The sequence below is a fragment of the Rhizobium sp. CNPSo 3670 genome, from assembly GCF_057784555.1.
The window spans coordinates 73867-86775 of sequence record NZ_JBXSOL010000019.1 but is presented as its reverse complement, the minus strand read 5'-3'; the positions used below and the strand labels follow the sequence as shown (position 1 = coordinate 86775).

9 protein-coding genes are annotated in these 12909 nt (G+C 62.9%); 2 read left to right on the top strand and 7 right to left on the bottom strand.

Annotation, left to right across the window (positions count from 1 at the left end; translation table 11 throughout):
- Nucleotides 1-23: 23 nt before the first annotated feature.
- Entirely contained in the window at nucleotides 24-1199 is a 1176-nt protein-coding gene (locus tag AC13QO_RS20165; RefSeq protein ID WP_085781689.1) for an amino acid aminotransferase, read from the bottom strand.
- Nucleotides 1200-1349: 150 nt separating this feature from the next.
- On the opposite strand from AC13QO_RS20165, the gene AC13QO_RS20160 reads away from it, so the two are divergent.
- The gene (locus AC13QO_RS20160; RefSeq protein ID WP_085782060.1) at nucleotides 1350-1817 is read left to right on the top strand and encodes an Lrp/AsnC family transcriptional regulator; all 468 of its coding nucleotides are present in this window, start codon (nucleotides 1350-1352) and stop codon (nucleotides 1815-1817) included.
- Nucleotides 1818-1829: 12 nt separating this feature from the next.
- Here the strand turns inward: AC13QO_RS20160 and AC13QO_RS20155 are convergent, their stop codons facing one another.
- From AC13QO_RS20155 to AC13QO_RS20130, 6 genes are all read right to left on the bottom strand, one after another.
- Nucleotides 1830-2591 carry an ABC transporter ATP-binding protein gene (locus AC13QO_RS20155; RefSeq protein ID WP_085781688.1) on the bottom strand — a complete coding sequence of 254 codons (762 nt, stop codon included), beginning with the start codon at nucleotides 2589-2591 and terminating at the stop codon, nucleotides 1830-1832.
- The gene (locus AC13QO_RS20150; protein WP_488541611.1) at nucleotides 2588-3628 is read right to left on the bottom strand and encodes a FecCD family ABC transporter permease; all 1041 of its coding nucleotides are present in this window, start codon (nucleotides 3626-3628) and stop codon (nucleotides 2588-2590) included. The genes AC13QO_RS20155 and AC13QO_RS20150 overlap by 4 nt, the downstream gene beginning before the upstream one ends.
- Nucleotides 3625-4650, bottom strand: a complete 1026-nt coding sequence (locus AC13QO_RS20145; protein ID WP_488541610.1) for an ABC transporter substrate-binding protein — start codon at nucleotides 4648-4650, stop codon at nucleotides 3625-3627. Before AC13QO_RS20145 ends, AC13QO_RS20150 begins: the two co-directional genes overlap by 4 nt.
- 142 nt (nucleotides 4651-4792) lie before the next feature.
- Nucleotides 4793-5674 carry an alpha/beta fold hydrolase gene (locus AC13QO_RS20140; RefSeq protein ID WP_085781685.1) on the bottom strand — a complete coding sequence of 294 codons (882 nt, stop codon included), beginning with the start codon at nucleotides 5672-5674 and terminating at the stop codon, nucleotides 4793-4795.
- A gap of 2 nt (nucleotides 5675-5676) precedes the next feature.
- On the bottom strand, nucleotides 5677-5958 hold the full coding sequence (locus AC13QO_RS20135; RefSeq protein ID WP_085781684.1) for a hypothetical protein: 282 nt from the start codon (nucleotides 5956-5958) through the stop codon (nucleotides 5677-5679).
- A gap of 27 nt (nucleotides 5959-5985) precedes the next feature.
- The gene (locus tag AC13QO_RS20130) at nucleotides 5986-6438 is read right to left on the bottom strand and encodes a hypothetical protein (protein WP_085781683.1); all 453 of its coding nucleotides are present in this window, start codon (nucleotides 6436-6438) and stop codon (nucleotides 5986-5988) included.
- 168 nt (nucleotides 6439-6606) lie between these two features.
- On the opposite strand from AC13QO_RS20130, the gene AC13QO_RS20125 reads away from it, so the two are divergent.
- Nucleotides 6607-12906, top strand: coding sequence for a HAMP domain-containing protein (locus AC13QO_RS20125; protein WP_085781682.1), 6300 nt, complete (start codon nucleotides 6607-6609; stop codon nucleotides 12904-12906).
- The last annotated feature ends 3 nt before the right edge of the window (nucleotides 12907-12909 follow it).

The window sequence follows — 12909 nt, the reverse complement described above, 5'->3', positions numbered from 1 at the left end:
GCTCCAACGGAGTGTTGATTTATTTACTTCAGGCAGCCTTCGGCCCTGAGCGCGGCGACGATGGCGCCGGCATCGGCGGGCTGCATGCCGGCAAGATTCATGCGGCCGGAATCCGCCATGTAGATGCCATGGTTTGCCCTGAGCGCGATCGCCGTTTCCTTACGCATGGAGAGATTGGAAAACAGGCCGCGCTGCCGGCTGATGAAGGCCAGTTCGGTCGAGGCAGCAGCCAGCGCCGCGCGATTGCCGTTGATGCGCTCGCACATTTCTTCGAGTTCGGCGCGCCACATTGCCGTCATTTCTGCGCTTTCGAGAATGGCCCTGACGACGGCAGCCCCATGATCCGGCGGCATGGACCAGTTGACGCGGGCAAGCGCCGCCATGTTGCTTTCCGCCTTTCTGACGTCATCGGCATTGCGAGCCACGACATAAAGTGCGCCGACGCGTTCGCGATAGAGGCCGAAGTTCTTGTCGCAGGAATAGGCGATCAGCGCCTCGTCGACCGCATCGAGGATCATGCGTGTCGGGGCGGCATCCTGTTCGAGGCCGTCGCCGAGCCCCTGATAGGCAAGATCGATGAAGGGCACCAGCCTGTGCGCGACGAGGAGGTCGGTAATCTTTCGCCACTGCTCGATGGTGAAATCGATGCCAGTTGGGTTATGGCAGCAACCGTGAAGCAGCACGACGTCGCCTTCCCCGGCGGAAGACAAGGCGGAGACGACGCTGTCGAATGTCACCTGCTGTGAAGTCAGGTCCACGAAGGCGTATTCCTTCACGCCCAAGCGTGCCGAAGCGAAAATCGGTGCATGGTTGGGCCAGCTCGGCGTTCCCAAAAAAACCTTTGCTGATGGGTTTGCCGTTTGAATGAGCTCCGCGCCGAGACGGAGCGCGCCGCTGCCGCCGGGCGTTTGAATACCGGCGAGCCGTTGGGCGAATTTCGGCGCGTTGCCGAAGATGATCGGCTCAAGCAGGCGCACGAATTGCAGATCGCCTTCGGGGCCGAGGTATTTCTTGCTGCCCTGGGTCTCCAGGAGAAACTGCTCCGCCGCCTTGACGGCCCGCATGACGGGCGTGCGTCCCATGCCATCGCGATAGACGCCGACGCCGAGGTCGATCTTTCCGGGACGATCGTCGGCCTGGAAGGCCTTGATGAGGGCGAGCAGGCTATCGGCCGGCCGGCTGTTCAGTTGGTCAAACACAGTTCCACCTCGCTTTTGCATTGTGGCTGGAGATTAACTGAACTGTCACGGCGAATTTCTGCGATTTTCACCCCTGGAGTCCGCGATCGTGCAGACAATCGGCGGAGGCGGCCTATAATGTGCAGAAAATCACCGTCTGGAGTGATGGTCATGCTTGATCCGTTTGATATCAAATTGCTCGCCGCCCTCCAGCAAAACAGCGAGATGACGCAGGGCGAGTTGTCCCAGAAGGTCAACCTGTCCGCCACTCAATGCGCGCGCCGTTTGGAAAGACTGCGCAAAGAGCAATATATCCAGAGCGTCGTCGCTATCCTCAATCCGGTGAAACTGGGTTTCACCGTCGTCGCACATACGCTCGTCAGCCTTCGAGCCCATACGGAAGGCGGAAACGAGCGGCTCCATCGTTTCATCGAGACTGCGCCGGAGATCCTGGAATGTTACTCGCAGACGGGCGACGCCGACTTTCTGATGAAGGTCATGACGCGTGACCTCGACCATCTCAGCCAGTTTCTCGAAAGAATGATCCGGGTCACCGACAATCTGGCGTCGGTCAAATCGAGCATCGTCCTCAAGACGATTAAAAAGACGACCGCTTTGCCGCTGCAGATCGTGGCGTGAGAGCGGCCGTTCTCACCTGAGATAGTGGATATGCGGGCGCGAATGATGGGGGGAGGCTTCGATGCGGGCTTCGACCGAAAAGACCTCGCGCAGCAGCGCCTCGCTCAGCACATCCTCTGGCGCGCCTGACGCGACGATCCGGCCCTGCTGCATGATAGCAAGCTCGTCGCAGAACATGGCGGCATGGTTGAGATCGTGCAGGGCGACGATGCTGGTGATCGGCAGGCCGGAAACGAGCCGCATCAGGCCGATCTGGTGCTGGATGTCGAGATGGTTTGTCGGTTCGTCGAGGATGAGTTCCTGCGGCGACTGGGCAAGCGCCCTGGCGATGTGGGTGCGCTGCTTTTCGCCGCCCGATAGGCTCTGCCAGCGATCGTTGCGCTTTTCGGCCATGCCGGCGCGGGCGAGCGCTGCCTCGACCGCCTCTTCGTCGGCCTTCGTCCAGCCGGAGAACATCGACCGGTGCGGGAAACGGCCGAGCTTGACGACGTCGACGACCTTGAGATTGGCGTTCGTCGTTGCGTGCTGCTCGACGAAGGCGATACGCCGGGCGATCGAGCGGCGGCTGATCGTGCCGATATCGCTCCGGTCGAGTGTGACGCGGCCGGAATGCGGCCGCTTCAGGCCGGCGAGAAGCCGCAGCAGCGAGGTCTTGCCCGAGCCGTTCGGCCCGAGCAAGCCGAGCATCCGGCCGGGCTGCGCCTCCATGGAGACGCCGTCCAGAATGGTCTTCCTGCCAATTTTCCAGGTAAGGTTGTCGGCCTTGATGCTCATGACGCCCGCTGGAACCGGTAGAGGATGATCGAGAAGAAGGGCACGCCCACCAGCGCCGTCACGACGCCGATCGGCAGGATCTGGTTGGGAATGAGGGCGCGCGCGGCGATGTCGGCGAGCACCATGAAGATGGCGCCTGATATGGCGCAGGCCGGCAGAAGACGGATATGAAGCGGCCCGACGACGAAACGGGCGACATGCGGCACGACGAGGCCGACGAAGCCGATCGAACCCACCATGCTGACGATCGTGGCCGTCATCATGGCCGTCAGTGCGAAGAGCGCCATTCTGGCGCGGCTGACATTGACGCCGAGCGAGGATGCCGCCTCGTCGCCGAAAGCGAAGGCGTCGAGCACGCGGGCGTAGAGCAGGCAGGCGGCGAGGCCGAAGCCGACGACGATCGAGACCAGCGCAAATTCCGGCCAGCGCACGCCGCTGAAGCTGCCGAGCAGCCAGAACATCACGTCGCGGGCCTGCTGCGCATTGGCCGACGTGGTGACGATATAGGAGGTCGAAGCATTGAAGAGCTGCGAGGCGGCGACACCGGCAAGGATGGTGCGGTCCGCGCCGCCGCGCGTGCCGTTCGACAGCAGCGCCACGAAGAAGAAGGCCGCGAAGGCGCCGGCGAAGGCGCCTGCCGAAAGCGATACGGCGCCCGCGCCGACGCCTAAAATGACGATCGCAACGGCACCGGTGGAGGCGCCGGCCGAAATGCCGAGCACATAGGGTTCGGCGAGCGGATTGCGCAGCAGCGACTGCATGATGGCGCCAGACAGCGCCAGTCCCGCGCCGCAGAAGGCGGCGACGAGCGCGCGGCTCAGGCGATAATCCCAGATGACAGTCTCATGGATGCGGTTCAGCTCGACAGCGGTCCAGCCGAGCCGGTTGGTAACGGCCGAGAAGGTGGTCGCAAGCGGGATCGGCAGGTCGCCGATGCCGACGCTGACGCCGATGGCGACAGCGATGAGGCAAAGGGAAGCCAGGAGCAGTGCGATGACTGCTCCCAGCTGCCGGAAGAGACGGCCTGCGTGGGTCACTTCAGGAGACCGAGGGCCTTCAGCTGCGCGGCCACCTGTTCGGCCCCGTAGATCGTGCGGATGGTTGGGTTCATCGCCTGGCCGTCCATCACGACGAGCGCCTTATTCTTGACGGCAGGAATCTGGCTGACGGCCGGATCTGTGTTCAGGAAGTTGATCTTGGCTTCGGGTTTGTCGAGTTCCCAGCGGTTGCGGTCGAGGCTGGCGACGACGATGACGTCGGGGTTGGAGGCGATGATGCCTTCCCAGCCGACAGTCGGCCATTCTGCGTCGGCGGTGATCGCATTATGTCCGCCGAGCAGATCGGCGATGAAGGCGGAGGCGCTGTTTTTACCACCAACATAGGCGTCGGCCGACGGGCTGGGGCTGGAAAACCAGAAGACGTAGGACAGGTTCTGGCCGTCCTTGGCAACGCTCCCGCGAAGCTTGGCTTCACGCGCCTTGAAATCGGCGATCAGCGCCTGGCCCCGATCGGCGACATCGAAAATCTGAGAGAGTTCGTCGATCTCCTTGTAGAGAAGATCCATGTTCCACAACTCGCCGCGGCTGCCGTACTGGTCCTTGACGTCCTTGGTGCTGAGGCAGGTGCTCGGCGAGAGGTAGCTTGGGACGCCGACCTTGTCGAAATCCTCGCGCTTGGCGATCTTGCTGTTGGGGCCGACCAGGCTTGGCAAGGCCACCGCCACGAAATCGGGATTTTCCGCGAGCATCGACTCGAAGGTCGGCATTTCGACGGTGAGAAGCTTGACCTTGGCATTTGCCTCGGCGAGCTGCGGCAGAACCCTGCTCGGCCAGAAGGCGGTGCCGACCATCTTGTCCTGAAGGCCGAGCAACAGAAGGATTTCCGCGCTGTTCTGGCCAAGCCCGATCGCCCGCTCGGGCGCCTTCTTGAAGGTCACCTCAGCGCCGCAGTTTTCGAGCGTCAGCGGGTAGGTGGTCGAGCCGGCGAATGACGGAGCCGCGGCAAGGCCGATCAGAGCGGAGAGGCCGCAGGCGGCCAGAAGTGATTTAAAGCTGATCACTGTAGAAATCCCGGTGCGTGAGTTTGTGGGCGGGGGTATAGCCACAGGAGGCGCAGGAAAACAATACCAAAAGGATCAACTTATCGCAAAAATCGACGATGCTGGACACTGCGCCCGGTTAGCTCGCCTACCAGACCATGTCCTAAGTCCAGATACTATCACTATTGTTTTCGAGAAACTTCCGGATCGCCTGCGAGAGAGCTTGTGGGTTCTCCTCGGCCACGTGATGGCCGCTGTCGATGCCGAAGCCGCGCACGTCCTCGGCCCAGTTTCGCCAGATAGCGACGGGATCGCCATAGATCTGTTCCATATCGTCGCGCAACGACCAGAGGCACAGCATGGGGCAGGTCACTTTCCGGCCGGCGTCGCGGTCCTCGCGGTCGTGGCGGTGGTCGATACTGAGGCCGGCGCGGTAATCCTCGATCATCCCGTGGATCACGGCTGGATCGTGGATAATGTCGATAAGGTCGTCATAGGCCGGCCTTCCCATCAGTTCAGGCGAGAGTTTGTCGTACCATGCCAAGGGATCGGCCATGATCGCCCGCTCCGGCTTTTCCGGCTGAGCGAAGAAGAACCAGTGGTACCAGTCCCGGGCAAATTTCCAGTCGGCGCGTTCGAGATGCTCGATCACGGGGATGCCGTCTGCGATGACAAGTTTCTGCACGCGATCGGGATGGTCCATCGCCATGCGGAAGGCAGTCAGGCTTCCGCGGTCGTGGCCGACCACCGCGAAGTTTTCGTGCCCCAGTCGCCGCATCAGCGCGACCAGCGCTTCAGCCTTGGCGCGCTTCGAAGAGTTGCTGTTGTCGGGAGCATCGGCCGGCTGGTAGGAGCGGCCGAAGCCGGGAAGGTCGGGGCAGACGACCGTGTAGTCGGGCGCCAGCAGCTCAGCCACTTTCCCCCAGGTCATATGCGTCCTGGGATGGCCGTGGAGGAGAAGAACGGCTGGTCCTGATCCGCCGTGTCGGACGCGAAGCAAACCTGGTCCGACGTCGACGGAATCGAGAGAAAAGCCTTGGAACATGGTCAGCTGAGCTTGCCCACGAGCTTGGCATAATCCGAAAATGTCGCCCCTTCGCCTTTGCTGCCGGCCTCGCCGGCAAGCTGCAGCACACGGATTGGAAATAGGATTGCCGCCAGGTTGGCGCCGGAGAGCTCATGGTCGTCGTCCTCCTCGATCGCCTTTTTGGCTTTCGAGAGCGCGGCATCGATTTCCGCGCGCGTAAGCAATTCCTTTTCGACGATCGCGTCGCATATCGAGGCCATTGCCATGATCAGGCCCTTGAGCTGCAGATTGGCGGTATTCATGAGAACTCCCGGGTGAAGAAAGGATTTCTAGTCCTGTTCGACCGGCCGGATTGTGTCGACCGAGACCGTGCCGTCGAGGATACCCCGCTTTATATCACGTCTGCCCCGATCGATCTCGATCACGGTGTAAAGCTTGTCGTCACGAAAGGCGCTGGCATTGGCCGTGGTGACATCTTCGGCAGGCGCCGCATCGACTTCCATGAAATCGAGCTCGCGTGCCGCGGCAACGATTCTGGCATCGCCCGGCGTCCGGGCGGCGACGACGATGGCGCCGTGATTGGGAGCGTTGCCCCATCTGGGATCATCGGGTTTGGCGATCGGCTCAAGCCGGTAGATGTTCAGCACCTCGCCGCCGGTTTCGGACGATGCCTCCGCCGCGGCATCCTGCATCTGCGCTTGGCTCTCGACCGACCTGCCGAAGGTCGTCGGGCTGGTCGCATTGTTGATCTCGTCTTTCCCTGTCCTTGAGACGTTCGACATGTCGTTCTCCTTGTCAGGACGGAAACGATGGCCAGCGGGAAACTGTTCCCACGCCGGCAAAGTTTGGCCGTCGACACTGGGTTAGGCCTACCTCCGCAACCCTGCGGCACACCCATAGCCTTTTTCCAGTCGAGCACTAATTACCCTCTGTCGAACAGGGGGGATTTCGTGAGCACGCAAACCGGTGAATTTTCGCGCGACGGCGCTGCGGCTGAGAGCATCAACGGGCACGACCACAAAAGCATGGCGTATGACGATGCCAGCGCCCTTTTAGAAGTGCTGGTCGCGGTCAGGCGCGGCGACTTTTCCGTGCGGATGCGCTCTGACCTGACCGGCGTGACCGGCAAGGTCGCCGATGCGCTGAACGACATCATCGCCGCCAATCAGCGCATGGCCCGGCAACTCGAACATGTCGGCCAGGTCGTCGGCCGCGACGGGCGGACAAGTACCAGGGTGCGCTTCGGCCTGTCGGATGGTTCATGGTCGGAAATGGAAGGCTCGATCAATGGTCTGATCGACGATCTCCTGTGGCCGACCACGGCGGTCACCCGCACGATCACCGCGGTCGCCAAAGGCGATCTCTTGCAGACCGTGCCGCTCGATGTCGACGGGCGGGCGCTGAAGGGCGAATTCCTGCGCTCGGCCGATATCGTCAACACGATGATCAAGCAGCTCAGCGTCTTCACCTCGGAGGTGACGCGCGTTGCCCGCGAAGTCGGCACTGACGGCAAGCTCGGTGGGCAGGCGCAGGTGCCCGAGGTGACGGGCGTCTGGAAGGACTTGACTGAAAGCGTCAACTCGATGGCGTCGAACCTGACGGCGCAGGTGCGCAACATCGCGGAGGTGACGATCGCGGTCGCTAACGGCGACCTCTCCAAGAAGATTACCGTCGACGTGCGCGGCGAGATCCTGCAGCTTAAGGAAGCGATCAACACCATGGTCGATCAGCTGCGCTCCTTCGCTTCCGAAGTGACGCGCGTCGCCCGTGAGGTCGGCACCGAAGGCAAGCTTGGCGGCCAAGCGCTGGTGCCGGGCGTCGCCGGCACTTGGAAGGACCTGACCGACTCGGTCAACGCGATGTGCGGCAACCTCACAGCCCAGGTGCGCAACATCGCGCAGGTGACGACGGCGGTTGCGCGCGGCGACCTCTCGCGCAAGATCACCGTCGACGTCTCGGGCGAAATCCTCGAACTCAAGGAAACCATCAATACGATGGTGGATCAGTTGAACGGCTTTGCCGGCGAAGTCACGCGCGTGGCGCGTGAAGTCGGCACCGAAGGCCGCCTCGGCGGTCAGGCGCAGGTGCCTGGCGTGGCCGGCACCTGGAAGGACCTGACCGACAACGTCAATTCGATGGCCTCGAATCTGACGGCGCAGGTGCGCAACATCGCCGAAGTTTCCACCGCGATCGCCAATGGCGACCTGTCGAAGAAGATCACGGTGACGGTTTCGGGCGAAATCCTCGAGCTGAAGGAAACCATTAATACGATGGTCGATCAGCTGAACGCCTTTGCCTCGGAGGTGACTCGTGTCGCCCGCGAAGTGGGAACGGAAGGCCGGCTCGGCGGTCAGGCGAACGTACGTGGCGTCGCCGGCACCTGGAAGGACCTGACCGAAAACGTCAACTCGATGGGCGGCAACCTGACGGCGCAGGTGCGTAATATCGCGGAAGTCTCCACAGCCATCGCCAATGGCGACCTGTCGAAGAAGATCACCGTCGACGTCAAGGGCGAAATTCTCGAACTGAAGGAAACCATCAACACGATGGTCGACCAGCTGAACGCCTTCGCTTCGGAAGTGACGCGCGTGGCGCGCGAAGTCGGCACGGAAGGCCGGCTCGGCGGCCAGGCCAACGTGCGCGGCGTGGCCGGCACCTGGAAGGACCTGACCGACAGCGTCAATTCCATGGCCTCCAACCTGACCGGCCAAGTGCGCAATATCGCAGAAGTCGCGACCGCCGTCGCCCAGGGCGACCTTTCGAAGAAGATCACCGTTCCGGTGTCGGGCGAAATCCTCGAACTGAAGGAAACCATCAATACGATGGTCGACCAGTTGAACGGCTTTGCCGGCGAGGTCACGCGCGTCGCACGTGAAGTCGGCACCGAAGGCCGGCTCGGCGGCCAGGCCAACGTGCTCGGCGTGGCCGGCACCTGGAAGGACCTGACCGACAGCGTCAATTCCATGGCCGGCAACCTGACGGCGCAGGTGCGCAACATCGCCGAAGTCTCCACGGCGATCGCCAATGGCGACCTGTCGAAGAAGATCACGGTGTCGGTCTCGGGCGAAATCCTCGAGCTCAAGGAAACGCTGAACACCATGGTGGATCAGCTGAACCGCTTCGCCTCCGAGGTGACGCGTGTGGCCCGAGAGGTCGGCACCGAAGGCAAGCTCGGCGGCCAGGCGCAGGTGCCTGGTGTGGCCGGGACCTGGAAGGATCTGACCGAAAACGTCAACTCCATGGCCTCGAACCTCACCGGTCAGGTGCGCAACATCGCCGAAGTCACGACCGCCGTGGCGCGTGGCGACCTCTCACGCAAGATCACTGTCGACGTGAAGGGGGAAATCCTTGAGCTGAAGAACACCATCAACACCATGGTGGACCAGCTGAACGCTTTCGCCGGCGAAGTCACGCGTGTTGCCCGCGAAGTCGGCACCGAAGGCAAACTCGGCGGCCAGGCGCAGGTACCAGGCGTTGCCGGCACCTGGAAGGATCTGACCGACAGTGTCAACTCCATGGCGGGCAACCTGACGGCGCAGGTGCGCAACATCGCCGAGGTGGCGACTGCGATCGCCAATGGCGACCTGTCGCGCAAGATCACCGTCGATGTGCGCGGCGAGATCCTGCTCTTGAAGGACACGCTGAATACTATGGTCGACCAGCTTCGCTCCTTCGCCGGCGAAGTGACGCGTGTCGCCCGCGAAGTCGGCACCGATGGAAGGCTCGGCGGCCAGGCCGTCGTTCCCGGCGTCGCCGGCACCTGGAAGGACCTGACCGACAACGTCAACCTGCTCGCCGCCAATCTGACGACGCAGGTTCGCAACATCGCCGAAGTGACGACCGCCGTGGCGCGCGGCGACCTCTCGCGCAAGATCACCGTCGACGTGAAGGGGGAAATCCTCGAACTGAAGAACACGATCAATACGATGGTGGACCAGCTGAACGCCTTCGCCGGCGAAGTCACACGCGTCGCCCGCGAAGTCGGCACCGAAGGCAAGCTCGGCGGCCAGGCGCAGGTGCCCGGCGTGGCCGGTACCTGGAAAGATCTGACCGACACCGTCAACGTCATGGCCGCCAACCTCACCGAACAGGTGCGCGGCATCGTCAAGGTGGTGACGGCGGTCGCAAACGGCGACCTGAAGCAGAACCTCACCGTCGCCTCGAAGGGCGAGGTGGCAGCCCTTGCCGAAACCATCAACAACATGACGAACACGCTTGCGACCTTCGCCGATCAGGTGACCACGGTGGCGCGCGAAGTCGGCGTCGAAGGCCGCCTTGGCGGCCAGGCGAACGTTCCCGGTACCGCGGGAACGTGGAAGGATCTGACCGGCAACGTCAACCTGCTTGCCGCCAATCTGACGACGCAGGTGCGCGCCATTGCCGAAGTCGCCACGGCCGTCACTAAGGGTGACCTGACGCGATCAATCAAGGTCGATGCGCGCGGCGAAGTGGCCGAGCTCAAGGACAACATCAACACGATGATCGACAACTTGCGCCTGACGACGGAGCGCAACACCGAGCAGGACTGGCTGAAGACGAACCTCGCGCGCTTCACCAACATGCTGCAGGGCCAGCGCGACCTGACGCTGGTCGGCAAGATGCTGCTTTCGGAGCTGGCGCCGCTGGTCGGCGCGCATCAGGGCGTCATCTACCAGGTGGACGCCGACGAAGAGCAGCCGTTCCTGTCGCTGCTCTCCGTTTATGCGCAGGGCGTCGAAGCGGCGCATCCGCTGCGGCTCGACTTCGGCCAGGGCCTGGTCGGCCAATGCGCCAGCGACGCCCGCCGTATCCTCGTCACCGACCTTCCCGACAATGTCGTGCCGATCAGCTCGGGCGTGTTCACGACGCTGCCGCGAAGCGCGATCGTCCTGCCGGTGCATTTCGAGGGGCAGGTGAAGGCGGTGATCGAGCTTGCCTCTGCAGGCGAATTCACCGAGCTGCAGCTTTCCTTCCTCGACCAGTTGACGACCTCGATCGGCATCGTTCTCAACTCGATCGAAGCGACCATGCAGACCGAAGGCCTGCTCAAGCAGTCGCAGCAGCTCGCGGCCGAACTGCAGACGCAGCAGCGCGAGTTGCAACAGACCAACGAGCAGCTCGGCCAGAAGGCGCAGCAGCTCGAGGAACGCAACGTCGAAGTCGAGGCGAAGAACCAGGAAATCGAGCAGGCCCGCCGCGCGCTCGAGGAAAAGGCGACGGAGCTTGCTCTCACCTCGAAGTACAAATCCGAATTCCTCGCCAACATGTCGCATGAATTGCGCACGCCGTTGAATTCGATCCTTATCCTCGGCCAGCAGCTTGGCGAAAACCCCGACGGCAACCTCTCGGCAAAGCAGGTCGAATTCGCAAAGACCATCCACGGCGCCGGCACCGATCTGCTTAACCTCATTAGCGATATTCTTGATCTGTCGAAGATCGAGTCCGGTACGGTCTCGGTCGACGCCGAGGAGATCTTTGTCAGCAATCTGCTCGAAGTGATGGCGCGGCCATTCCGGCACGAGGCGGAAAACCGCAACCTGTCCTTCGCTATCGAGGTCGGCGCCGATGTGACGAAGAGCATCATTACGGATTCGAAGCGGCTGCAGCAGATCCTCAAGAACCTGCTGTCGAACGCCTTCAAATTCACGGCGCAGGGCGGCATCACACTTCGCGTCGCCTCGGCGGCGAGCGGCTGGTCGCCGGAGCATCCCTCGCTCCGGCATGCGCCATCGGTCATCGCCTTTGAAGTGATCGATACCGGTATCGGCATTCCGCCTGAGAAGCAGCGCATCATCTTCGAGGCGTTCCAGCAGGCGGACGCCTCGACCAGCCGCAAATATGGCGGCACCGGCCTGGGGCTCGCCATCAGCCGCGAACTGGCAAACCTGCTCGGCGGCGAGATCCAGCTGCGCAGCACGCCGGGTGTCGGCAGCACCTTCGTGCTTTACCTGCCGCTCACCTATGTCGGCGCCGGCGCGGTGGCGCCGAAGTCGGCTCCGGCAGCGGCGAATGTCGTCGAATTCGCCGAGGCGGCTGCCCGCCGGGCTGATAAACCCGCCGAACATGTCGCGGACGACCGCCACCGGATCGAGCCCGGCGACTCCGTGCTGCTCGTCGTCGAAGACGATGCGCATTATGCCCGCGTCCTCGTCGATCTCGCCCGCGACAACGGCTTCAAGGTGTTGGTCGCGATGCGCGGCAGCGATGCGCTTGTTCTTGCACAGGAATACAGGCCGTCGGCGATTTCGCTCGACATCTTCCTGCCAGACATGCTCGGCTGGACGGTGCTGAGCCAGCTCAAACAGAATTCGCAGACGCGACACATTCCGGTGCAGATCATCAGCCTCGACGAGGACCGCCAGCACGGGCTGACTCGCGGCGCCTTCGCCTTCATGAGCAAGCCGACAACGCCGGAAGGTCTCGGCAAGGCGCTGTCGCGGCTGAAGGCTTATGCCGAGCCGCGCCGCAAACAGCTGCTGCTGGTGGAAGACAACGAAGCCGAGCGCATGAGCGTCACCGCCCTTCTTGGGCACGACGACATCGACATAACAAGCGTCGGCTCCGGGTCGGAGGCGCTCACGGTTCTCCGGCAGGGCTCGGCCGACTGCGTCGTGCTCGACCTCACGCTGCCTGACATGTCCGGCTTCGAAGTGCTCGAGCAGATCCGCGACGACGCCGAGATCGCTGAAGTCCCGGTCGTCGTGTTCACAGGGCGGGAGCTTTCGCCCGAGGAAGACGCCACACTGCACAGTATGGCCCGCAGCGTCGTGGTGAAGGGGGTGGAGTCGCCCGAGCGGCTGCTCGACGAGACGGCGCTCTTCCTGCACCGGGTCGTCGCCGACCTGCCGGCCGCAAAACAGGCGACGCTGCAGGAGCTGCACAGCTCGGACGAGGATCTGGTCGGCGAGACCGTGCTGCTCGTCGACGACGACGCCCGCAACATCTTCGCGCTGAGCAGCGTGCTGGAGCGCCGGGGCATGAAGGTGCTGACTGCCACCACAGGCAGCGAGGCGATCGAGGTCATCAACACCGAGCCCTCGGTGGCGATCGTGCTGATGGATATCATGATGCCCGGGATGGACGGTTACGAGACGATGCAGGTGATCCGCTCGGAGCCCCGCTTCCGACGGCTGCCGATCCTGGCGCTGACAGCTAAGGCGATGAAGGGTGACCGGGAGAAATGCCTGGAAGCGGGCGCGTCGGACTACCTGGCAAAGCCCGTCAACACCGAGCAGCTCCTGTCGGCTCTGCGTATGTGGCTGCACCGCTGAGGA

Coding starts and splice junctions, on each gene's coding strand:
- AC13QO_RS20160 (WP_085782060.1), top strand. CDS start 1,350: ATGCTTGATCCGTTTGATATCAAATTGCTCGCCGCCCTCCAGCAAAAC.
- AC13QO_RS20155 (WP_085781688.1), bottom strand. CDS start 2,591: ATGAGCATCAAGGCCGACAACCTTACCTGGAAAATTGGCAGGAAGACC.
- AC13QO_RS20140 (WP_085781685.1), bottom strand. CDS start 5,674: ATGTTCCAAGGCTTTTCTCTCGATTCCGTCGACGTCGGACCAGGTTTG.
- AC13QO_RS20135 (WP_085781684.1), bottom strand. CDS start 5,958: ATGAATACCGCCAATCTGCAGCTCAAGGGCCTGATCATGGCAATGGCC.
- AC13QO_RS20130 (WP_085781683.1), bottom strand. CDS start 6,438: ATGTCGAACGTCTCAAGGACAGGGAAAGACGAGATCAACAATGCGACC.